This is a genomic window from Nocardioides sp. NPDC006273 (genome assembly GCF_040613495.1).
Classification (GTDB): Bacteria; Actinomycetota; Actinomycetes; order Propionibacteriales; family Nocardioidaceae; genus Nocardioides.
Window position 1 is genome coordinate 25,191 of the sequence record NZ_JBEXSD010000047.1, and the last position, 22,466, is coordinate 47,656.

Annotated in this window: 16 protein-coding genes, 1 tRNA gene and 2 pseudogenes; 15 read left to right on the plus strand and 4 right to left on the minus strand. The window is 69.5% G+C overall.

Translation table 11 applies throughout. The features are described from left to right. The first annotated feature begins 5 nt into the window (after nt 1-5). The 12 genes from ABZZ22_RS19250 (at nt 6) to ABZZ22_RS19305 (ending at nt 18,282) form a co-directional block, all read left to right on the plus strand. Nucleotides 6-3,092, plus strand: coding sequence for a glycosyl hydrolase (locus ABZZ22_RS19250; protein WP_354934342.1), 3,087 nt, complete (start codon nt 6-8; stop codon nt 3,090-3,092). An 88-nt stretch (nt 3,093-3,180) separates the two neighbouring features. Beyond that, nucleotides 3,181-3,408: a helix-turn-helix domain-containing protein gene (locus ABZZ22_RS19255; protein ID WP_354934345.1), complete on the plus strand. Its 228-nt coding sequence runs from the start codon at nt 3,181-3,183 to the stop codon at nt 3,406-3,408. Between the two features lie 9 nt (nt 3,409-3,417). Further along, nucleotides 3,418-4,191, plus strand: coding sequence for a (Fe-S)-binding protein (locus ABZZ22_RS19260; protein WP_354934348.1), 774 nt, complete (start codon nt 3,418-3,420; stop codon nt 4,189-4,191). After that, on the plus strand, nt 4,188-5,645 hold the full coding sequence (locus ABZZ22_RS19265; protein ID WP_354934351.1) for a lactate utilization protein B: 1,458 nt from the start codon (nt 4,188-4,190) through the stop codon (nt 5,643-5,645). Before ABZZ22_RS19260 ends, ABZZ22_RS19265 begins: the two co-directional genes overlap by 4 nt. A gap of 2 nt (nt 5,646-5,647) precedes the next feature. Then, nucleotides 5,648-6,256, plus strand: coding sequence for a lactate utilization protein C (locus tag ABZZ22_RS19270; protein ID WP_354934354.1), 609 nt, complete (start codon nt 5,648-5,650; stop codon nt 6,254-6,256). A 96-nt stretch (nt 6,257-6,352) separates the two neighbouring features. Then, nucleotides 6,353-9,517 carry a family 78 glycoside hydrolase catalytic domain gene (locus tag ABZZ22_RS19275; protein ID WP_354934357.1) on the plus strand — a complete coding sequence of 1,055 codons (3,165 nt, stop codon included), beginning with the start codon at nt 6,353-6,355 and terminating at the stop codon, nt 9,515-9,517. A 59-nt stretch (nt 9,518-9,576) separates the two neighbouring features. Next, nucleotides 9,577-12,351, plus strand: a complete 2,775-nt coding sequence (locus ABZZ22_RS19280; protein WP_354934360.1) for a family 78 glycoside hydrolase catalytic domain — start codon at nt 9,577-9,579, stop codon at nt 12,349-12,351. A gap of 123 nt (nt 12,352-12,474) precedes the next feature. Beyond that, nucleotides 12,475-12,900, plus strand: a complete 426-nt coding sequence (locus ABZZ22_RS19285) for a ribonuclease domain-containing protein (protein ID WP_354934363.1) — start codon at nt 12,475-12,477, stop codon at nt 12,898-12,900. 187 nt (nt 12,901-13,087) lie between these two features. Then, the gene (locus tag ABZZ22_RS19290) at nt 13,088-15,385 is read left to right on the plus strand and encodes a transglycosylase domain-containing protein (protein WP_354934366.1); all 2,298 of its coding nucleotides are present in this window, start codon (nt 13,088-13,090) and stop codon (nt 15,383-15,385) included. A gap of 69 nt (nt 15,386-15,454) precedes the next feature. Next, nucleotides 15,455-16,417 (plus strand): GNAT family N-acetyltransferase, encoded by a 963-nt coding sequence (locus tag ABZZ22_RS19295; RefSeq protein WP_354934369.1) that lies wholly within the window; start codon nt 15,455-15,457, stop codon nt 16,415-16,417. 189 nt (nt 16,418-16,606) lie between these two features. After that, complete coding sequence (locus ABZZ22_RS19300) at nt 16,607-17,194, plus strand: hypothetical protein (RefSeq protein WP_354934372.1); 588 nt, start codon at nt 16,607-16,609, stop codon at nt 17,192-17,194. Between the two features lie 341 nt (nt 17,195-17,535). Further along, nucleotides 17,536-18,282, plus strand: coding sequence for an MBL fold metallo-hydrolase (locus tag ABZZ22_RS19305; RefSeq protein ID WP_354934383.1), 747 nt, complete (start codon nt 17,536-17,538; stop codon nt 18,280-18,282). On the opposite strand, the gene ABZZ22_RS19310 is transcribed toward ABZZ22_RS19305, so the two are convergent. Further along, nucleotides 18,242-18,315, minus strand: a tRNA-Ile gene (locus tag ABZZ22_RS19310). The genes ABZZ22_RS19305 and ABZZ22_RS19310 overlap by 41 nt on opposite strands. Nucleotides 18,316-18,618: 303 nt before the next feature. Between ABZZ22_RS19310 and ABZZ22_RS19315 the strand changes: the two genes are divergently transcribed. Continuing rightward, the gene (locus ABZZ22_RS19315; RefSeq protein WP_354934375.1) at nt 18,619-19,383 is read left to right on the plus strand and encodes a CPBP family intramembrane glutamic endopeptidase; all 765 of its coding nucleotides are present in this window, start codon (nt 18,619-18,621) and stop codon (nt 19,381-19,383) included. 236 nt (nt 19,384-19,619) lie between these two features. Here the strand turns inward: ABZZ22_RS19315 and ABZZ22_RS19320 are convergent, their stop codons facing one another. Then, nucleotides 19,620-19,973 (minus strand): hypothetical protein, encoded by a 354-nt coding sequence (locus tag ABZZ22_RS19320; protein WP_354934377.1) that lies wholly within the window; start codon nt 19,971-19,973, stop codon nt 19,620-19,622. 12 nt (nt 19,974-19,985) lie between these two features. Between ABZZ22_RS19320 and ABZZ22_RS19325 the strand changes: the two are divergent. Both ABZZ22_RS19325 and ABZZ22_RS19330 read left to right on the plus strand, forming a co-directional pair. Beyond that, nucleotides 19,986-20,063, plus strand: a pseudogene (locus ABZZ22_RS19325) (hypothetical protein); the annotation flags it as partial. Between the two features lie 58 nt (nt 20,064-20,121). Next, nucleotides 20,122-20,584 (plus strand): annotated as a pseudogene (locus ABZZ22_RS19330) (response regulator transcription factor); the annotation flags it as partial. Nucleotides 20,585-20,637: 53 nt separating this feature from the next. Here ABZZ22_RS19330 and ABZZ22_RS19335 read toward each other — a convergent pair. Continuing rightward, the gene (locus ABZZ22_RS19335) at nt 20,638-21,600 is read right to left on the minus strand and encodes an SDR family oxidoreductase (RefSeq protein WP_354934379.1); all 963 of its coding nucleotides are present in this window, start codon (nt 21,598-21,600) and stop codon (nt 20,638-20,640) included. A 50-nt stretch (nt 21,601-21,650) separates the two neighbouring features. Then, entirely contained in the window at nt 21,651-22,274 is a 624-nt protein-coding gene (locus ABZZ22_RS19340) for an NAD(P)-binding domain-containing protein (RefSeq protein ID WP_354934381.1), read from the minus strand. Nucleotides 22,275-22,466: the final 192 nt, after the last annotated feature.

Below are 22,466 nucleotides of genomic sequence, written 5' to 3' on the forward strand. Positions count from 1 at the left end.
CCCACATGACCGACTCGCTCCCCGACCCCCGGCTCGACCGGCGTACGTTGTTCGGCGCTGCCGCGGCGACGCTCGGCGCCGCCACCGTCCTCGGCAGCCCTTTCGTGGTCTCCGCGGCGGCCGCCCCCGGCTCGGCCGGCCTGCCGGACCAGCTCGTCAAGGCGTTCCGCCGACCGGGCACGGCCACCGCGGCGGGCTTCCGCTGGTGGTGGCCGCACGGCCTCGTCGACCCGGCCGAGATCGTCCGTGAGGTCGACCAGGTCGCCGACGCCGGATTCGGGGTCCTCGAGATCGCCGACGTCACGCACAGCCTCCGCGCCCGCGGCATCGACATCGACGTCGCGACGCACGGGTGGGGGACCGCTCCGTGGGTGGCCGGCGTCAAGGCCGCCCTCGCGCAGGCGGCCAGGCGGGACGTCCGTGTCGACGTGACGGTCGGTCCCTCGTGGCCGGCGGCGGTCCCGACGATCACGCCGGACGACGAGGCGGCCTGCACCGAGCTGGTGCACGGGCAGGCGACGGTCACCGCCGGGTCGACCTACGACGACGCCCTGCCCGAGCCCGTCGTGGAGGCGGCGGCCGGAGCGACCCGCGCGGAGCTGGTGACCGTCCAGGCGCACCGGGTCACGGGCTACGTACGCGACCGCAACAACAACATCACCAGCGCGATCCTCGACCCGACCTCCCACCGCGACCTCAGCGCAGACGTCGAGGGCGAGCACCTCACCTGGACCGCTCCGGCAGACCCGGCCGGTGCCACCTGGGTGCTGCTGGCGACCTGGCAGCGCGGCTCGGGCCAGGAGCCCGAGGCGGGTCCGCACACCTCGCCCCGCTCCTACGTCGTCGACCATTTCAGCCGCCGGGGTGCCCAGAAGGTCATCGACCTGTGGCACGACCGGGTGCTCGACGGTGAGCTGCGTACGCTGCTGCGCGCCGCGGGCGGCTACCTCTTCGAGGACTCCCTCGAGATCGAGACCGAGGCGACGGTCTGGACCCGGGACCTGCTCGACGAGTTCCAGGCGAAGCACGGCTACGACCTGCGGCCGTGGCTGCCGTACGTGCTCGAGAAGGACGAGAAGTACCAGTTCTCGATCGCGGCGGCTGACCCCGCCACGGCCGACACCCTGCGGACCAACGAGGTCCGCGACGACTTCAACATCGTGCTCTCCGACCTCTACCGCGACCAGCACCTGCGCCCGATGCAGGAGTTCGCCAAGACGCTCGGCATGGGCATCCGGATCCAGCCCTACGGCCTGGAGACCGACACCATGCAGCACTCCGCGGTGGTCGACGTGCCGGAGACGGAGTCGCTCGGCTTCAAGAACCTCGACGACTACCGGGTGATGGCCGCTGGCCGCGACCTGGCCGGCCACAAGGTCCTGTCCTGCGAGGCGATCTGCTACAACGGCGCCGCCTACAACACGACCTGGGGCGCGAACAGCACGAGCCCGACCGCGCAGAACCAGGCGCTCTTCACGATCAACAGCATCTTCGCCGCCGGCGTGAACCAGCTGATGATCCACGGCTTCCCCTACGCGAAGGCGCCCGACGTCACCTGGCCCGGCTTCGCCGCCTTCTCGCCGTACTACAACAACGCCATCGGCTTCGGTGAGGCGTGGGGCCCGCGCACGCCGCAGTGGCAGCACGTCCCGGGCATCGCCGCCTACCTCGCCCGTACGCAGCTGGTGCTCCAGACCGGCGCCCCGAAGTACGACATCGCGTTCTGGGGCCACAAGGGCTGGGCCTCGACCGGCGTAGGCCCGCATTGGATCACCAACAACGGCACCAAGCTCGGCTGGTCGCACTCCTTCGTCAGTGCCTCGCTGCTCGCGCTCGACGGCGTCGACGTCGCGAACGGCCGGTTGGCACCCCAGGGTCCGGCCTACAAGGCCGTCGTCGTCGGCCCGGACAAGCTGCGCAGCAACGCGTTCACGATGGAGATCGACGGCGCGAAGCGGCTGCTCGCCCTCGGCCGCAAGGGCCTGCCGATCGTGCTCATCGGCGACTGGTCGCAGGCGACCGCGGCCGGTCGCGACGACGCCGCGGCGACCGCCGAGGTCCGCTCGCTGATGGCCGAGGTCGGCGCGCTGGCCACCACCCGCACCGTCCTCGAGGCGGAGGTCGGCGACGCGCTGGCAGCCCTCGGCGTCGTACGCGACGTCGAGCACGCCGACTCCACGGTGATGCACGTGCGCCGCAGCGCGGGCAAGGTCGATCTCTACTACCTGGCCAACGCCCGGCACGCCGAGAACCGGCGGCTCAGCCCGGTGCAGCAGGACGTCTGGCTGACCGCCGCCGACCGTGCCGCCGTCCCGTGGCTCCTGGACGCGTGGACCGGGAAGATCACCCGGATCGCCGCCTACGAGCGCGCCGGCGACCGGGTCCGGGTCCGTGTCGACCTCGTTCCCGGTCAGTCCACCGTGGTCGCCCTGGCGGCCCCGGGCGCGGGCGTCGCGCGCTCCGTACTCCCCGTCGCCACCGCTGGTCAGACCGTGGTGGCGCGGGGCGCCAACGTCGCGCTGCGCACGACGACGGCCGGTGCGTTCGAGCTCGCCAAGGCCGACGGCCGGACGGCGAAGGTCGTCGTCGACCGCGTCCGCGAGCCCGTCGTGCCGCAGTCGTGGAGCCTCGAGCTCGAGGACTGGAAGCCCGCGAACCCGGCAGACCCGAAAGACCTCGCGACGACCAAGGAGAGCGCCACCCGCGATCTTGCCTCGCTCCAGGCCTGGTCGAAGATCTCCGGCTTCGAGGACGCCTCCGGAATCGGCCGCTACCGCACCAGCGTCGACCTCGGCACCGACTGGACCGCGGACGACGGCGCCTACCTGGAGCTCGGCGAGGTCAACGACACCTTCCGGGTGCGTGTGAACGGCGAGCTCCTGCCCGCGCTCGACCCGATGGACCCGGTCGTCGACCTCGGCCACGCCCTGGTGCCCGGAGCCAACACGATCGAGATCGAGGTGGCCTCGACGCTGCTCAACCGGCTGCGCACCGTCACCCCGTCGGTCTACGGCGTAGCGACCAGGCAGAGCTATGGGCTCGCGGGGCCGGTGCGTCTGGTGCCCTACGTCGAGAAGGTGGTGACCGGATGAGCTCGATGTCGTCCCGAGCGCGAACCAGTCACGCACCCGCCCTCCGGCCCGCCTACCAGTCGGCGTCATGCTGAGACAGGAGTGAATCGTGGCAGCCTCGGGCGATGCACGACCGTCCGCCTCGACCGACCTTCCGTCGGACGAGGTGGAGGTGCTGGCACTGTTCGCCCGGGGCTACACGATCGAGCGGATCGCGCGTGCGCTGGGGATCTCCGAGCGCACCGTACGGCGCCGGCTGCGGGCGGCCGCCGACTCGCTGGGGGCGGGGACGAGTGTGGAAGCGGTCGTGAGGGCCGTACGCACGGGTCTGATCTGAACTGATTTGATGAACAAGACAGAGACGAAGGAGGCATGCCGGATGCGAGTCGCGCTGATGGTCACGTGCATCAACGACGCGCTCTACCCGAGCACGGGCCAGGCCGTCGTACGCCTCCTGCGCCGGCTCGGCGTCGAGGTCGAGTTCCCGCAGGCGCAGACGTGCTGTGGGCAGCCGATGGTCAACACCGGCTATCTGGACGAGGCGGTCCCGGTGCTGCGTACGTTCGTGGACGCCTTCGCCGGCTATGACGCCGTCGTCACCCCGTCCGGATCCTGCGCCGGGTCGGCCCGTCACCAGCACTCGATCGTGGCCGGCCGCTCGGGCGACGAGGCCCTCCAGGAGGCCGTCGCGAAGCTCGCGCCCAACGTCTACGAGCTCTCCGAGTTCCTCGTCGACGTGCTCGGCGTGACGGACGTCGGCGCCTACTACCCGCACCGGGTGACCTACCACCCGACGTGTCACTCGCTGCGGATGCTGGGCGTGGGGGACAGGCCGCAGCGGCTGCTGGAGGCGGTGCGGGGGATCCGGCTGGTCGACCTGCCTGGCGCCGACCAGTGCTGCGGCTTCGGTGGCACCTTCGCGGTCAAGAACGCCGACACCTCGATCGCGATGGGGGCCGACAAGGCCCGTCACATCCGGGAGACCGGCGCCGAGATCGTGGTCGCCGGCGACAACTCCTGCCTCACCCACATCGGCGGCGTGCTCTCCCGGCAGCGCTCGGGCGTACGCACCGTCCATCTCGCCGAGATCCTCGCCTCGACCGAGGAGGTGACCCGATGAGCGGGACGTTCGTCGGGATGCCGGCCTTCCCGGAGGCCGCGCGCGAGGCGCTGGCCGACTCCCAGCTGCGCCACAACCTCGCCCACGCGACCAGCACCATCCGTGCCAAGCGGGCCAAGGTCGTCGCCGAGGTCCCTGACTGGGAGGACCTGCGCCTGGCCGGTGCCGCGGTCAAGGAGCGTGCGCTGCTCGACCTCGAGACCCAGCTCGTACGCCTCGAGGAGACCCTCACCGCCAACGGCGCGACCGTCCACTGGGCGCGTGACGCCGCGGAGGCCAACGCGATCGTCGCCGGCATCGCGAAGGCGCACGCCGCGAAGGAGGTCGTGAAGGTCAAGTCGATGGTGACCCAGGAGATCGGCCTCAACGAGGCGTTGGCCGAGGAGGGCATCGCGGCCTGGGAGACCGACCTGGCCGAGCTGATCGTGCAGCTCGGCGACGACCTGCCATCGCACATTCTCGTGCCCGCGATCCACCGCAACCGAGCCGAGATCCGGGACATCTTCCGCACCAAGATGGCGGCCGCGGGCCGACCGGCGCCCGACGACCTCACCGACGAGCCGGCCGTCCTCGCGGCCGCCGCCCGGGAGCACCTGCGCGAGAAGTTCCTGCGTGCCAAGGTCGGGGTCTCCGGCGCCAACTTCGCGGTCGCCGAGACGGGCACCCTCGTCGTCGTCGAGTCGGAGGGCAACGGCCGGATGTGCCTGACCCTGCCCGAGGTGCTCGTCTCGGTGGTCGGCATCGAGAAGGTCGTCGCCCTCTGGGAGGACCTCGACCCGATGCTCCGGCTCCTGCCGCGGTCCTCGACCGGCGAGCGGATGAACCCCTACACCTCGATGTGGAGCGGGATCGCCCCCGGCGACGGCCCCCAGGAGGTGCACGTCGTGCTCCTCGACAACGGCCGCACCCGTGCGCTCGCCGACGAGGTCGGCCGGCAGGCGCTGCGCTGCATCCGCTGCTCGGCCTGCCTCAACGTCTGCCCGGTCTACGAGCGCACCGGCGGCCATGCGTACGGCTCGGTCTACCCGGGTCCGATCGGCGCCATTCTCAACCCGCTGCTGAAGGGTGCCGGGCACGACGAGCAGACCGACTCGCTGCCCTATGCCTCGACGCTGTGCGGAGCCTGCTTCGAGGTCTGCCCGGTACGCATCGACATCCCCTCGGTCCTGGTCGACCAGCGCGCCCAGGTCGTCGACGCCCACCGCGGTGGCGTGCCGAAGCCGGAGGCGATGGCGATGAAGGGAGCGGCGTACGTCCTGGGGCGCTCGCGCCGCCTCTCCGCCGTCGAGCGTCTCACCGGTCTCGGCATGCGCTTCGCGCGCCGCTTCGGACCCACCGCCTGGACCGGCGCCCGCGACCTGCCCGAAGCGCCGGGGGAGAGCTTCCGGGACTGGTGGGCGCGCACCGATGGCGGGCGCACGGACGGCGGCCGCAACGATGACCAGAAAGGGTGACGATGCCTGACGCACGCACCGAGATCCTCGCCCGAGTCCGCGAAGCGCTCGTCGGCTCGGCGATCGATCCTGTCGAGACCGTCTCCCCGCGGGAGGGGATCGCCGTCGCGACCCCTGAGCTCGTCGACCTCTTCGCCGAGCGGGTGGCCGACTATCGAGCCGTGGTCGAACGCTGCTCGGCCGAAGACCTCGAGGACCGGATCGCCGCAGCGCTCCCCGCCGGCGGGGTCATCGTCCCGCCCGCCCTGTCGTTGCGGGTCGCGGACGCCGTCGTCGACGACGGCACCCTCACCGCCGCGGAGCTGGACCTGATCGCGGCGGTCGTCACCGAGGCCCGGGTCGGCATCGCCGAGACCGGCACGATCGTCCTCGACCACACCCCCGACCAAGGCCGTCGGGCCATCTCCCTGGTCCCCGACACCCACATCTGCATCGTCCGCGAGGACCAGGTCGTCGCCGACGTACCCGACGCCATCGCCCTCCTCGACCCCGCCCGCCCTCAGACCTGGATCAGCGGTCCGTCAGCGACCAGCGACATCGAGCTGGACCGCGTCGAAGGCGTCCACGGCCCCCGCACCCTCCACGTCCTGGTGGTCGCCGTCGCGCGATGACCGGATCCGGCCACTCTCCGGCCCTTCCGTCGGTGTGACGGACGCCATAGTCTTCGGCTAGCAGTGAAACGTATCAATCACGCTCCGGAGGACCCCATGAAGCTCCGTCTGGCCGCGGTCGTCATCAGTGCCCTCGCCGTCGTGGCACCCGCCCCGGCCGTTGCGGTCGACGGCGCGGCAGCCACCCACCTCACCGTCTCGCAGCTGTCCTCGCCGCGGGACGTGGAGGACCTCACCTCGCCACTGCTCGCCTGGCACGTTCCGTTCGCCGAGCAGAGCGCCTACCGCGTGCAAGTTGCCCGGATCGGCGAAGGAATCGGTGCCGCCGGGGTGTGGGACTCCGGTCGCGTCACGTCCTCGGCGAGCACCAACGTGCCGTATGCCGGCCCTGAGCTCGAGCCGGAACAGACCTACCGGTGGCGCGTACGCACGTGGGACGGGCGGGGCAAGGGCTCCGACTGGTCGGCCGCCTCCACCTTCACCACCGGTCCTGGCCAGGAGTGGGGTCAGGCGAAGCCCATCTGGCTCGCCCCGGCCCGCACGACCGCCTGGGGTGACGTCACCATCGACACCACCTTCCGGATCACCACCCAGAACGCCACCATCGCCTTCCGGGCCGCGGACGCCAGCAACTACTACATGTGGCAGTTCCGCGGAGACGGGGTGAACACCTTTGCTCCCCACAAACGAGTCAACGGCACCTTCACCCAGCTGGCCTCGGTGCCGCTGCCGCAGGCGCTTGTCCGCGGGACGTCCTACCGACTGCGTATCCAGGCGGAGGGGTCGACCATCCGCACCTGGCTCGACGAGACCCTCATCGACACCAGGACCCTCACCGACTTCGCTGCCGGCTCGGTCGGCTTCCGCACGGGCGGATCCGAGCGCAACGCGTGGGACGATCTGAGCGTCACCTCCGCCTCCGGCGAGGTGCTCTACGCCAACGACTTCTCCGCCGGCAGTGACTTCGCCTGCGGAGCCGTGGTGGGCGGCTGGCTCGAGGTCGGCACGAACGCCAACTGCGTCTACGGTGTCGAGTCGCAGGATTGGGCCTTCCTCCGGCACGAGTTCACCTTGCCCGACAAGCCGATCGCGGCCGCCACCTTCTACGCGACCGCATCCTCGACCGCGCCGGGCAGGCAGTACGTCTACAAGGCATGGCTCAACGGCGAGTTCGTCGGTCTCGGCCCGACGCAGCCGATCCGCGGCGAGGCCCGCTACGACGGCTTCGACGTGACCGCCGCACTGCGGCCGGGAGCAGACAACGCGATCGGGGTGCTCGGCTGGACGAGCAGCGACCGGCGCTTCCTCGGGCGGCTCGTCGTGGAGTACGCCGATGGCACCCGTGACGCGATCGTGAGTGGTCCCCAGTGGCGGACCCGTGCCGGCGCGAACGTCTTCCCTGCGGCCGGCAGCATCGGGACCGGCTACTTCGCGGCACCGAAGGAGAACCTGCAGGCCGCCGAGTGGCCGGAGGGCTTCGCCGAGCCGGGCTTCGACGACTCCACCTGGCGCGATGCGGCGGCACACCCTGCCTTCGAAGACCTCCGCGCCGCTCCGGCAGCGAAGGTGGAACAGCAGCTGAAGGCGCCGGCCAGCGTGGTGGAGAAGGCTCCGGGCCACTACTTCATCGACTACGGCCGGACGTGGATCGGCGGTCTCTCCCTCGACATCGACGGCACAGCGGGCCAGGTGCTCGACCTCCGGTTCGGTGAAGAGCTCTCCGCGCCCCAGACGGTGCGGTACGCCATGCGGACGGGCAACACCTACCAGGACAAGTGGACGTTGCGCGCCGGGGAGCAGCACCTGGAGACCTGGGGAATGAGGGTCTTCCGCTACGTCGAGGTCATCGGCGCCCCGACGGGGTTGGGCACCGAAGACTTCCCTGCTCTTGCGCAGATCTATCCCTTCGACACCGACGAGGCGATCTTCGACTCCGCCGACGACAGCCTCAACCGCGTGTGGACGCTCTCGCGCAACACGATCGAGGCGACCAACCACAACCTCTACGTCGACTCCTGGACCCGGGAGCGCGACGCTTACGAGGCCGACAGCTACCTGCAGATGATGGCCAACTTCTTCGTCTCGAGCGACCCCACACTGGGGAACTACTCGCTGGAGTACCTGCTCACCGACCGTACCTGGCCGACTGAGTGGCCGATGTACACCATCTTGGCCTTTCACGACTCCTGGCAGCAGACCGGCGACACCGACGCCCTCGCCCGCAACTACAGCGCCCTGCAGGAGAAGCTGCCGCTGGAGTGGGTCGAGCCGTCCACCGGACTCATCCGCAAGAACACCGGATCCAACGGCGCCAGCTCCTGCACCGACTGCGACATCGTCGACTGGCCGGCATCGGAGCGCGACGGCTACGTCTTCCGCCCCTACAACACCGTCATCAACGCGATCGGGCACCGGTCCTTCCGTGACATGGCGGAGATCGCGACGGCGCTGGGCCACGACGCTGACGCGGCGACGTACGCCGCCATCGCCGACCGGCTTCGGAACGCGGCCAACGACAGGCTGTGGGACCCGGCCAAGGGCGCCTTCCGCGACGGTCTCGACGCCGACGGCACCCCGATCCAGCACTGGGCGATCCAGGCGAGCGTCTTCGCCACGGCGTTCGGGCTTGCCAGAGGTGAGGTTGCGCAACGCGCCGCGGACTACATCGGCACCCGTGGCATGGCCTGCAGCGTCTACTGCGCCGCCTTCGTCCTCGAGGCCCTCTACGACGGCGACCGGAGCGATGTCGCGCACCAGATGTTGACGAGCACCGGGCTCCGCAGCTGGCTCAACATGATCGAGAAGGGAGCCGGTGCCACCGCCGAGGCCTGGGACACCTCGCTGAAGTCCAACATGACGTGGTCGCACCCCTGGGCGGCGTCACCGGCCTACAACGTGCCTCAAGGCATGTTCGGCATCGAGCCGCTTGTGCCGGGCTACGAGGAGTTCCGCGTCCGGCCACAGTTCGCCGGGGTCCCGTGGGCACACGTCACCCTGCCTACCCTTCGCGGACGCATCGGCGCGGCGTACGCCACGACCGACCGCGGCATCGACGTCGGCGTGAGTGTCCCGGGCAACTCTCGGGCCGAGGTCCTCGTGCCTTCACAGTCCGGAGACCAGGTGTACCTCGACGGTCGCCCGGTGCCCGCGGCGCGGGAGGGCTCCTACCTGGTGATCCAGGACGTGCCCTCCGGATGCCATGTGATCAGCACGAGCCCGGGGGAGAGCCCGGCGGCCGATCGGCTTCGCGCAGTCTGCTGAACCTGAAGGCTGTGGCCGGATCCGGCCACAGAAACGTATCAACTCGCTCGGAGGACCCCATGAAGCTCCGCCTCGCCGCGATCGTCACCAGCGCCCTCGTCGTCACCAGCCTCGCTGCGGCCGTGACCCCGACCGGGGCGGCGACCGCGAACACCGCGCCTGCCGTCCCCGCCGCTCTGACCGTCGACGACCTCACCCATCCGCTCAACACGGATCTGACGCCACGGTTCGGCTGGCTGCCTCAGGACAGCGACGCCAACGAGGTGCAGTCCGCCTACAAGATCGAGGTACGCGACGCGGCCGGCGAGCTCGTCTGGGACTCCGACAAGGTGTCCTCTGCGCAGCAGGCCTACATCGACTACGCCGGCGAGACCCTCGAGCCCGGCAGCCGCTACACCTGGCGGGTCAAGACCTGGGACCGCGGCAAGCTGCCGTCGCGCTGGTCGGCCAGTGCTGCCTTCGAGACCGGTCTCGACGACACCGACTGGGGCGGAGCCAGCTGGATCCGGCGCCCACCGGGCACTGCGGAGAACCCGGCCCAGGAGCGCGACGAGTGGACCCTGGCGCGCACCGAGGTCGAGGTCCCGGCCGGCAAGATCGTCAGCGCCCGCAGCTACCTGTCGGCCAGCCACACCGCCGAGCTCTACCTCGGCGGCGAGCAGGCCGACCGGATGAGCAACTTCGGCTACCCGAGCGAGGGTTACTACCAGGCCGCGGACGTCACCGACCTGATCACACCGGGGGAGACCCTCTCCCTCGGCGTCAAGCTGCACTGGTTCAGCGGCGGCCAGGGCCGCGCCGCGGGCATCCCCGGCGTACTCCTGAAGCTCGACCTCACCTACGCCGACGGCCAGACGACCACGATCGTCACCGACGGCTCGTGGAAGGTCCGCCGTGCTCCGTACGTCATCGTCGGCACCCGCAACGGCGAAGGGCTGTGGATCGAGCACCTCGACGGCCAGGCCGCCCAGGCGATCGGCGACTGGACCGCGCCCGGCTACGACGACTCGCAGTGGTCCGGCGCCGTGGTCACCGGAAAGCATCCAGTGGCGCCGTTCACCCGCCTCGAAGGCCAGCAGACAAGGCTCGAGGAGACCGTCGTCCGCCCCGAACGCATGCTCCGCGCCGCTGACGGCACCCCGGTCGCCGACTTCGGCACGATCATCCCGGCACGACCGGGTGTGCACTTCGAGAACGGCACGGCCGGTCGACAGGTCATGATCCGGGCCGGCTACGAGCTCGCCGACACCGGCCGGGTCTCCACCACCGGCCTCTCGACGCAGAGCACCAACATGTCCTTCCCCTACACCCAGGCCGCGGGAGAGCAGGACTATCTGGCCGTCGGCCACCTGGGATTCCGCTACCTCGAGATCCCGGGCGCGGGGGAGGAGATCACCACCGAGGACGTGACCGCGACCGTCGTCCACAGTGCCTACGACGAGGACGGCGCCGCCACCTTCGAGAGCTCCGACGCGACCCTCGACGACGTGTGGGACCTGATGGACCGCTCGCTGCGCTACTCCGTCCAGGAGACCTTCGTCGACACCCCGACGCGCGAGCAGGGCCAGTTCCTGCACGACACCGCCAACATCTCGATCGGCCTGATGTCCTCCCAGCGCGAGCGGGTCGCCTCTCGCCAGGCGATCCGGGAGTTCCTGCTCAGCCAGGAGCGCTACTGGACCACCGGCAACGACGCCGGCCGCTACAACGCGGTCTACCCCAACGGCGACGGCAAGCGCGACATCCCCGACTTCACCGAGGTCGTCCCCGACTGGATCTGGCGCTACTACCTCGAGACCGGCGACAAGGCCGTCCTCGAGGACGCCTACGACAACCTCACCGCCACCGCCGGCTACATCCGCCGCCACATCGCCACCAGCGGCCCGACCCAGGGCCTGGTCACCAACCTCTCCGGTGGCTCCGGCCAGTACCGCTACGGCATCGTCGACTGGCCCGCCCACGGCCGCTTCGGCTACGACATGAGCACCGCAGCCAGGACCACGGTCAACGCGCTCGGCGTCGACGTCCTGCGCAACGTCGCCCTGGCCGGTGAGGAGCTGGGCCGGCCGGCCGCCGAGGTCGCCGCGCTGCGCTCCGACGCCGACGCGCTCGCGGCGCAGATGAACCAGAAGCTGCGCAGGACCGACGGGACCTACGTCGACGGCCTCCTCGCCGACGGCACGCAGTCGGCCCACGCGGGACAGCACGCGACCTCGTACGCGGTCACCTTCGGCATCGCTCCGAAGCAGGACGTCCCCGCGCTCGGCGAGCGGCTCGCCGCCCAGGGGATGAAGCAGGGGCCGATGACCGCGCACGTGCTGCTCGAGGCACTGGCCGAGGCGGGCGCCGGTGATGGCGTGCTGAACCTGCTCACCAACGAGGACGACTACGGCTGGGCCGGCTGGCTCGCGAGCGGTGGCACCTTCACCCCCGAGGCATGGGAGCTGAGCGGCTCTGCCAACAGCGCCTCCCACGGCTGGGGTTCGCGAGGGATCCTCGACATCACCGAGTCGGTCCTCGGGATCCGCACCACCGCGCCGGGCGCGGCCGAGGTCGAGATCAGCGTCCCGGCCACCGGCCTGGCCCACGCCAAGGGTTCGGTCGCGACGCAGCGTGGCCGGGTCGCTTCCTCCTGGACCCGCGGCGAGGAGGGCGTCTCCCTCCGTGCCACGGTCCCGGTCAACGTCACCGCGGTCGTACGCCTCCCCGAAGGCTCCTACCTGGCCACCGGTCCCGGCCGGGCCGCCCCGGAGAGCCTCGGCACGGAGAACGGCATCACCTCGTACCGGATCGGCTCCGGTGAGTGGACCTTCGAGGAAGGGGAGCGACCGTGAGCAGGCAGCGTCTGCGGGGCGACAGAGACAAGAGTTCACCGGTTCGTGACCTCGGGAGCCCCCATCCGGACACCCTAGGTAGCAGAATTACCGACCGTCCGTAACGCACACTCAGGAGGATTCATGTCCGGGAAGAACCGCTCCGTGCTCACGATGATCAAGCTGCTCCTCGCAGCCCTCGTCGCCACCACCGGCCTGCTCGCCGGCAGCGTCGCGCTGGCGCCCGCCGCCCAGGCCGACTGGTACGAGAGCTGCACCCACAAGGGCTGCGCCGAGGCCCTCGACTCCAACCGGGTCTGGGCCTCGCTCGGCTACCCGTCCAACCGGGGCTGGCACACCTGGCCGCCGACCGGCACGTGCAACTTCTCCGGCGGCACCTACCGCAACTATGAGGGCGAGCTGCCCGCTGGCCACGCCTACCTCGAGTTCGACGTGACCCCCCGCGAGTGTGGCGCCCAGCGCCAGTCGTACCGGCTCGTGGTGGACACCACAACGGGCGATGTCTACTTCACCCCCGACCACTACAGCACCTTCTACCGTCTGGTCTGAAAACTCGAGTAAACGGGCCTCTGACCTGGGCAGACACGGCGTCGCCAGCCCGGGTCAGAGGCCCGTTCGTACGTCCGCGGCACCCTGAGGCCGGGCTGTGACCAGGCTGTGGGCCGGCTGAGACACCCCGGAAACCGGGTCGAGGATCGCGAAGTGCCTGGGAGCCCGCCGTACTCTGGGAACGCTTGTGACCACGGGGGAAGGGAACATCTTGAGCTGGCAGGGCAATCCGCCTTACACACCCATTCCGACGCCGACGCCGAAGAAGGAGCGGGCGAAGAAGATCTTGAAGACCTTCTTCGTCGTGATCCTGGTGGGTGCGCTGATCAGCGCCCTGGGCTTGATCGTGGCCTACAACGCCATCCAGATCCCCAACGCCAACGCGGCCTACGAGAAGGAGACCTCCTTCGTCTACTACCGCGGCGGCAAGGACGAGATCGGCCGTTACATCGCCGACTCGCAGGACCGCGACTCGCTTCCCTATGAGGAGATCCCGCAGCTGATGCGGGACGCCGCGGTCGCCGCCGAGGACCGCACGTTCTGGGAGAACAGCGGCATCGACGTCAAGGGCATCCTGCGCGCGGTGGTCAACAACAACACCGGCGGCGCCCAGTCCGGTGCCTCGACGATCACCCAGCAGTACGTCAAGAACCTCTACCTCACCCAGGAGCGCACCTACACCCGAAAGGTGAAGGAGGCGATCATCTCGTTGAAGATCAGCCGGCAGAAGTCCAAGGAGGACATCCTGGCGGGCTACCTCAACACCATCTACTTCGGCCGCGGCGCCTACGGCGTCGAGGCCGCGTCGAACGCCTACTTCGGCAAGCCGGCCGCGGACATCAACCTCCGTGAGGCCGCAACCCTGGCCGCGATCCTCAACGACCCCAACGACCTGGACCCGAGCAACGGCGAGGAGGCGGTCGCCGAGCTGGACGGCCGCTACCGCTACGTCATCAACTCGATGGTCAAGATGGGCATGGTCGACCAGGCCGAGGGTGACAAGGCCAAGGAGTCGCTGCCGAAGTTCAAGAAGCCGCGCTCCGACAGCCGCTACGGCGGCCAGAAGGGTCACGCGCTCAAGATGGTCCGCGACGAGCTCCTCCGGCTCAAGGACGAGCAGGGCAACCCGCTGGTGTCCGAGGACGAGATCAACGGAGGCGGTCTGCGGATCACCACCACACTGACCAAGAAGACGATGAAGACCGCCCGGGAGGCGGTCGAGGACGTACGCCCCGAGGACAAGTTGGCCTTCGACCCGGGCAACGAGAAGGACGAGCTCCACGTCGGCGCGGCCACGGTCGATGTGAAGAGCGGCGCGCTGCGTGGTTTCTACGGCGGTCAGGACTACCTCGACTCGCAGATCAACTGGGCCTCGACCGGTGCGATGGCCGGCTCGACGATGAAGGCGTTCACGATGGCCGCCGCGCTGAAGTCGGGCTACTCGCTCAAGGACTCCTGGAACGGCAACTCGCCGATGCAGTTCCCGGGCGTGAGCGTGCGCAACTCGGGCCAGAGCGCCGCCGACCCGTACGGGCACAGCTACGGCGCCAACGTCAGCAGCCTGAAGGCGATGGAGGACTCGATCAACACCGCCTTCGTCGACATGTCCGACTCGTTGCCCAACGGGAGCGAGGACGTCTACGACATGGCGCTCGCCGCGGGCCTCCCGCCGAAGGAAGCCGATGCGAAGCACCCCGGGATCGGGATGACGACGCGCGACTTCGAGCCCGACGACTTCCTGCTCACGCTCGGCAAGAACCGGACCAGTCCGATCAACATGGCCAACGCCTACGCCACCATCGCCAACGGCGGAACGCACAACGACGTCCACGTCGTCTCCAAGGTGGTCGACGCCGACGGCACCGTCATCTATGAGCGCGACGACAAGGGCAACGGCGAGCGGGTGATGGACGAGGACGTCGCTGCCGACACCTCGTACTCCCTCCAGCAGGTCGTCTCCAGCGGCACCGGCCAGGCGGCCGGCGCGGTCGTCCAGCCGGCCGCGGGCAAGACCGGCACCGCGACCAACGACAAGGACGAGGTCTCCTCGGCCTGGTTCGTCGGCTACACGCCTCAGCTGGCGACCGCGGTCGCCTACACCCGAGGCGACGGCGACGACGCCCTCGACGGCTGGCTCGACACCTTCTTCGGTGCCGACTACCCGGCCGACACCTGGGTCGCGATCATGGGCCCGCTGACCGACGAGCTCGAGCGCGAGGAGTTCCCGCCCCCGGCCTGGCTCGACGGCGACGCTCCGGAGGAGGGCCACGCCCCCTACGTCCCGCCCGCGCCCGACCCCGAGCCCACCAAGGAGCCGGAGCCGACGAAGAAGCCGTCTCCGTCCAAGGAGCCGGAGCCGACGCCCACACCGACTCCGCCACCCACGCCGACTCCGACGACCGATCCGCCCGACCCGGAGCTACCGACGCCGTCTGAGCCGGAGGAGACCGACGAAGGGGCGCCGAACCCGCCGGGTCCCCGCTGAGACGGTTGATCAGGGGCTGCGGGGGACCTCATTTCCCTCGGCTTTGCCTGACACGGTTAGATAGTGCCCGTGTCTGTGATCGCGCCCGTCGACGTCCACGATGACACCGCTCTGAAGGCCTGGTACGCCGTGGAGGCGGCATCGATGGCCTTCGATCGACCCTACGCGTCGCACCGCACCTTCGAGGCGCTGGCAAACTCCGTGCGCACCCCGCACGACCACGGCCGCCGCATCCTCCTCGCCGCGAAGGAGCAGGGGGAGACGATCGGCATCGCCGAGCTCGATCTCCCCGAGGAGGAGCGCAGCCACATCGTCGAACTCGGCATCCATGTCCTGCCCGTGCACCGCTGGCGCGGCGTCGGCACCGAGCTGTGGCGGGCCGCCGACGACGTACGCCGCACCAGCGGCCGCACCCTGACGACCGCGGAGGTGACCATCCCCCCGAAGTCGTCCCTGGCCTTCGCCCGGGCGCTGGGCTTCAGGTCCGTACGCCGCGAGGACCACCTCGCCGCCGACCTCCCGCTGCGCCACAAGCCCTTCAACGTGCTCGGCTACGAGATCCTGATGTGGGAGGACCGCACCCCCGAGGACCTGCTCGCCCAGTTCGTCGGCCTGCGCAACCAGATGGGCAAGGAGATGCCTGGCAAGTCCGAGGACGACGTGGTCGCTCACACTGCCGACCGCATCCGCTCGGCCGAGAAGAGCACCGCCCGCTCCTACGACCGCATCACCGCCGCCGCCCGCGAGATCCTCACCGGCGAGCTGGTCGGCTACTCGGTCATCTTCCTGGCCCATGGCAGCGTCGAGGCCATCCAGGACGACACCTTCGTCAAGACCGCCCACCGCGGCAACAAGCTGGGTCTGGCCCTCAAGGTCGCCACCCTCGCCGCCGTCCAGCGGGACCACCCCGAGCGCACCAGCATCCACACCTGGACCGACCCTTCCAACGACGTGATGCAGCGCATCAACAGGCAGTTCGGCTTCCGCAAGATCGAGCTCATGCACGAGGTCCAGCGCACCGATCGCTGGTAGGCGGGATATACCGCACGGTGCTGAAGGGGTGCCCCTCAGTAACCTCCGCACATGCTTCGTCGATTCGCAACGATCATGGTCACTTCTCCTCTCATCCTCGCTTCCGGATGCTCCGGAACAACAGGAAGCGCAGAGGTGCACCCAGAGGACCTCTCCTTCAGGTACACCGCTTCGACTGAGATCGGGACCATGTCCCAGCTGGTAGAGATCAGCAATGACGGCGGCAGTGCGGTCGTCATGGACGCCGAGTTCATCCCGCTCGATTCGAGCGGTCAACCGATCAGTGGCGTCGAGGCAGTGGGCAACTTCGGCTCCGAACGTGGCCAGATGGTCATCTGGCCGGGCGACTCGGTAGACGTCATACGGTTCAGCGGCGCTGACGTGCAAGTTGATGACCTTCGGGTCATCGTCGACGCGGTCGAAATCGTGAAGGACCCGCTAGCGCCGGAGTATGTCGAGGCGACCCCGATCGACGATTCTGGAGACGAAACCGTCCCGGGCGAAGCCGTAGAATTCGTGTTGGAGAATCCGAACCAAGCGTCCGCAACAGTGGGGCTGATCTGCTTGGTCTGGGACAATCCTCCACTCGGTCGGTCTCAGCAGGCCGAAATCGTCTTGCCGATCGCCACATCTGTATCGGTTCCGGCCGGTGCTGAGGTGACGATCGCCCCAGAAGCGAAGCATTCGGACAGCCTGCGACAACGCGCCCTCACCAATGCCGTGAGTTGCAAGACGTATCCAGTTCCGAGGCCCGCGCACTCGAGCGAATCAAGCTGACCGACTTCGGGCGCAACCTGATCAGGACCTGGCTTGGCGCCTGGCTTCCATCGATTCTGCGCTCAGGTGAGTCTGAGGTGGACATCATCGCCCGGGCGAACGAATTTTCGTTCGCCCTGTTCGGTCACCGGTCTTGCTAGGTACATGCCCATTCGTCTCTTTCGTCAGGGCCGCTCACCGCCTCCGGGCGTACCAACCTTCAGCGCTCCGAGCGCCGATAGCATCTCGCCGTGCACGATGAACCTCTTACCCTCACGGTCCTCGGATCCGCGACGCCCTACCCGAGCGTGGACAACCCATGCTCGGGCTACCTGGTGTCGAACGCAGGCGCGCGGATCTGGGTGGACGCCGGCAGTGGCACGCTCGGCCCGCTCCAGCAGTACGCCAGGCTGGACGAGCTCGACGCGATCTGGATCTCCCACCTGCACGCCGACCACAGCGCCGACCTGCTCACCGCCTACTACGGCGCCCTGTACGCCGACATCCGCCTGACCGCTCCCATCCCTCTCTACGGGCCGCCCGGCATCGCCGAGCGGCTGGCGGGATTCCTCACCAACTCATCCGTGCGAAGCCCGATCGAGTCCGCCTTCGCCGTCACCGAGCTGAGCGACGGGCACCAGGTCAACATCGGCTCCCTCCGGATGACCACCCGGGCAGTGGTGCACGACGTCCCCGCCTTCGCCGTACGCATCGAGGCGGCCGGCCGCTCGTTGGTCTACTCCGGAGACACCGCCCCCTGCCCGAGCCTCACTGAGCTGGCCGAGGGGTGCGACGTACTGCTGTGCGAGGCCGAGAGCGCACACGCGCCCGACGAGGGGGAGCAGGTGCACCACACCCCCGAAGACGCAGGCGACACCGCAACCGCCGCCCGAGTCGGCCGGTTGATCGTCACGCACGTCGGCCGCTCCCTGACGCCGCAAGAGGCGGTGGCACGCGCCGCGGCCCGGTTCGAAGGCCACGTCGCCCATGCCGACCCCCGCGCCAACTTCACGATCGGCGAGGCGCCGACACCCACGGATCCCGATGTCGGCAGCCCGACCCCTCTCGTAGGCCGTGCGGGACTTGAACCCGCGACCCAGGGATTATGAGTCCCCTGCTCTAACCAACTGAGCTAACGGCCCGCCCAGAGCCTAGCGGGGGGACGTCCGTTGTTGCGCACAGGTCATCCGATCCGGAACCAGGATCAGTACGTCTACGCCATCTAGCAGTTCGGTCACTGCCGGCGCAGGGCTTCTGTCCCCCGTGCGAGCTACCTGCGAGTGTCCACCGTGCGGTGATGATTCCGGGACGGGCGGATCAATATCGTCGAGGTAGTCCGCGGCGCTCCCGCCGCGGCTTCTCACAGAGGAGTCCTCGTGCGTCTGGTATGGCAGCTCTTAGCGGTTTCGGCGGTCTGGATCCTCGGCATTCTGGGCACTACAGCGGTGAAGGACAACCCCTGGCTGGCGCTCGTCGCCGGCCTGCTGACGGCCGTCGTCGGCGTCCTGGTCTACGGCTGGGTGGTGCGGCGAACCGAGCACCGGGTTCCCGTCGAGGTCTCGCTGGAGGGAGCAGGTGCCGGGGTCGGCTGGGGCACGTTGCTCGGCATCGTGCTGTTCGGGGCAGTCATCGCGAGCATCGCCTTCTTCGGTGAATACACGATCAACGGCCTGGGTACGCCGGCGAGCGCCGTCGCGCTGCTCGGCATCATGGCTGGTGCCGCCGTGACCGAGGAGCTGGTCTTCCGAGGTGTCCTCTTCCGGAACGTCGAGCTCTGGACCGGAACCTGGATCGCGCTCGTACTGACCGGCTCACTGTTCGGCCTGATCCACCTGCTCAACCCGAACGCCACCCTGTGGGGTGCCGTCGCCATCGCCATCGAGGCAGGCGGGATGCTGACCGCGGCATACATCGCCACCCGCAAGCTGTGGGTGCCGATCGGTCTGCACTTCGGCTGGAACATCGCCGGAAGTGCCATCTTCAGCACCGAGGTGTCCGGCAGCAACACCGCTCAGGGTCTGCTGGACGCGACGATGTCAGGCCCCGCCCTGGTCACGGGCGGCAGCTTCGGACCGGAGGGCAGCATCTACGCAGTGGTGCTCGGCGTACTGGCCACCGGCGTCTTCATGTGGCTGGCCTATCGGCGTGGTCACGTGGTCCCCGTCCGCCGCTCGGCCCGGACGGACCTGGCCGCTACGCTCTCCCGGTGACCGAACTCCGTCGGGTCCTGGACCGGTGGCGTCAGCTCGACGTCACGGTCCGGGACCTGCCGCTCGCGCTGCCGCTGGCGGTCGCATCGCTCGTGCCGGCGTACCACGGCCTGGGGACGGAGGTCGGCGCGCTGCCGACACGTCCCTTCGACGCGCTGGCCGTCGTCGCGATCGTCCTCCAGTCCTTCCCGCTCGCCCTTCGCCGGCGCTGGCCGGCCGCCTGCCTCCTCTTGGTGTCACTCGGCTTCGTCCTCGACCAGCTCCGGGGCTACCACACGTTGTCGGGGGCCGGGCTCGTCATCGCGCTGCTGAGCGCGGGTGCCTACCTGGAACACCGTCGCCGCACGATCGCGATCCTCCTCTCGGGTGCCTACGTGCTGCTGGCGCTCGCGCTCGACCTGCTCGGCGGGGCCGAGCGGGCGGTCGGGTACCTGACGTTCTACCTGGTGCTGGCCCTCGTGTGGGCCGCCGGCTCCTGGCTGCGCTCCACCCGGGCCGCCGAGACCGAACGGCGCCTCCGGGTCGCCGAGGAGACCCGCACCGCGGAACGCACCCGGATCGCCCGCGAGCTGCATGACGTCGTGACGCACCACGTGACGGCGATGGTCGTGCAGACGGAGGCCGCCAGGTACCTGACAGGCGCACCCGACCGGCTCGACGAGACGCTGAATGCGGTCACCGACACGGGCCGGCGGGCGATCGGCGACCTCCGGAATCTGCTGGACCTGCTCGACCCGCGAGGCGACCCGCCTGATAGCCGGCGCCGGGGTGGCGCACCCCGTCAAGGTGCTTGTGGTGACGACGTTCAATCTCGACGAGTACGTCTACGAGGCGCTGCGCGCCGGGGCCAGTGGCTTCCTGCTCAAGGACGCACCGACGCCGCAGCTGCTGCATGGCATCCGCACGGTCGCAGCCGGGGCGGCGCTGCTGGCGCCCGAGGTGACGCGGAAGCTCGTCGGCAAGTACGCGGCTCGGATCCCGCCCCGCCGAGAGCGCGGCCGCCGACACCGCGCTGACGCCGCGAGAGCTCGAGGTGCTGCGCCTGATCGCCGACGGCCTGTCGAACAGCGAGATCGCCGAGACGCTGGTGATCAGCCAGGAGACCGTCAAGACGTACGTGTCGCGCATCCTGACCAAGCTCGACCTGCGGGACCGCGTCCAGGCCGTGATCCATGCCTACCGCAGCGGCCTCGTGACCTGAAGATGACGCACGGCGAGGCGTGGGCGGAGCTCGGTGCGACGAGGCCCTTACCCTCAGATGACGGGCCCGTCAGCTGACGGGAAGTAGTGACCGTTGTCCAGATCGGCGAGCAGGCCGGGCTGCGCCGGTTCCCAGCCCAGGGTCCGGCGCGTGATGAGGTTCGACGCCGGGTAGTTCTGCGTGACGACGTTCGCGAGGAACCCGAAGTATCCCGGCAGCATCAGTTCGTCCAGCGGCACGCTCACGGCAGGCAGGCCCAGGCGGCTGCCGATGGCCTCGGCGATCTCGCGGACTGGGATGCCTCCGTCGCCTACGGCGTGCCAGTACTTGCCGGCCGGACTCTTCTCCAACGCCCGGCGGAACAAGGCGGCGGCGTCACGGGCGTGCACGGCGTTCCACTGGTTCGTGCCGTCTCCGGGGTAGCCGGCGAAGCCCTTCTCCTTCGCCAGGGCGATCAGCGTGGGGAGAAATCCTGCCCGGTCGGTGGTGCTGTGTGCGATGTTGGCGATCCGCACGACGGACGATCGCACGCCCTGCTCGGCGAGGCCGATGACTGCGGTCTCGACCACGTTGCGGGCTCGGAGGGTGCCCTTGTGCTCATACCCGACGGGAAGAGCCGGATCGTCCTCGGTGGCCGGCCGGCCCAGGTTCCGACCCCCGTTGCCGGGCGAGCCGATGCTCCCCGCAACGACCAGCGGCTTTCCGGTCCCCGCCAGCGCCTCGCCGTACGCGAGCATGATCGGGAGCTCGGCGGCGGCCACGGCGTCGATCCCGCCGGACGGCAGCAGATCCTGCCGGTGCGCGACGTGGATGACGCCGTCCGAGCCCGCCGCCGCCTCCTTGAGCCCGTCGAGGTCCTCGAGGTCGCCGCGGCGCGTCTTCGCACCGAGCGCGGACAGCGCCGTGGCGGCCGTGTCCGATCGGGCCAGGCCGGTGACCTCGTGCCCGGCGGCGACGAGCTCGGGAATGATGTGCGAACCGGTATGGCCGGTCCCGCCAGTGACGAAGATGTGCACGTTGCTACTCCTTGTTGGTGATGCGGCGGAAGATGGTTGTGCGAGTGCGCTCAGCCGGGGAAGTCGAAGCTGAGGGCGACGTCGAAGGTCCCGGCGCCGTTGCGGGCCAGGCCCATCAGCAGCGGCCCGACCGCCTCCAGCCAGCGAGCCATCTCCAGGCCACCGATATCGAGGGGACGCAGTCCGAGGCTCTCGATGAACGCCGACACGGCTTCCTTGGCCTGCGCGTCATCTCCGGCGAAGAGCACATCCAGCAGACGCTCTTGGACCAGGACGTGGCCGAAGACGGTGTTGAACGCCTTCACGACGTGCGCGCTCGCCGGGGCCGCCTTGGCGAGCTCCTGCGCACCGGACGTGCCGTCGGGGGTGACCAGCGCGGTGGCGTCGGCGTTGAAGGTGTTGGTGATGTCGATGATGACCTTGCCGGCCAGTGCGTCCCCGTACTGGGCGACGACCGGCACAGCGCTGGCGTACGGCACGGCCAGGACGACGATGTCGCCCACCGGGATGGTGCCGAATGTCCCCGCTGTGGCCCCGGCGCCGAGTTCGGCGGCCAGGCCCTTGGCCTTGACCGGGTCGCGGCCGATGAGTTCGACCGAATGGCCGCTCGCGACCGCGCGTGCGGCGATGGCGTGAGCCATCCCGCCCAGTCCGATGAAACTGATGCTGCTCATGATGAGTGCTCTCTTCCTTGGGTGGTGGTCGTTTCTTGGCCCCTTCCAGCGGCAGTGACCGGTGACGTACGCCCATCACGACCCCGTCCTCGGAACGGTGATCACGCTGTCGAACAGCACGTATGCGGGGGCCGGGGCGACCGCGATGGCCGCGCTGCGCTCGCTGGTCTCGGACGAGCTCGCCGGTGGTGG

Bases quoted from the DNA above. Each gene is read 5' to 3' on its own strand.
- ABZZ22_RS19285 (WP_354934363.1), top strand. From the start codon at position 12,475: ATGTCCGGGAAGAACCGCTCCGTGCTCACGATGATCAAGCTGCTCCTC.
- ABZZ22_RS19250 (WP_354934342.1), top strand. From the start codon at position 6: ATGACCGACTCGCTCCCCGACCCCCGGCTCGACCGGCGTACGTTGTTC.
- ABZZ22_RS19260 (WP_354934348.1), top strand. From the start codon at position 3,418: ATGAACAAGACAGAGACGAAGGAGGCATGCCGGATGCGAGTCGCGCTG.
- ABZZ22_RS19340 (WP_354934381.1), bottom strand. From the start codon at position 22,274: ATGAGCAGCATCAGTTTCATCGGACTGGGCGGGATGGCTCACGCCATC.
- ABZZ22_RS19280 (WP_354934360.1), top strand. From the start codon at position 9,577: ATGAAGCTCCGCCTCGCCGCGATCGTCACCAGCGCCCTCGTCGTCACC.
- ABZZ22_RS19275 (WP_354934357.1), top strand. From the start codon at position 6,353: ATGAAGCTCCGTCTGGCCGCGGTCGTCATCAGTGCCCTCGCCGTCGTG.
- ABZZ22_RS19300 (WP_354934372.1), top strand. From the start codon at position 16,607: ATGTCCCAGCTGGTAGAGATCAGCAATGACGGCGGCAGTGCGGTCGTC.
- ABZZ22_RS19270 (WP_354934354.1), top strand. From the start codon at position 5,648: ATGCCTGACGCACGCACCGAGATCCTCGCCCGAGTCCGCGAAGCGCTC.
- ABZZ22_RS19265 (WP_354934351.1), top strand. From the start codon at position 4,188: ATGAGCGGGACGTTCGTCGGGATGCCGGCCTTCCCGGAGGCCGCGCGC.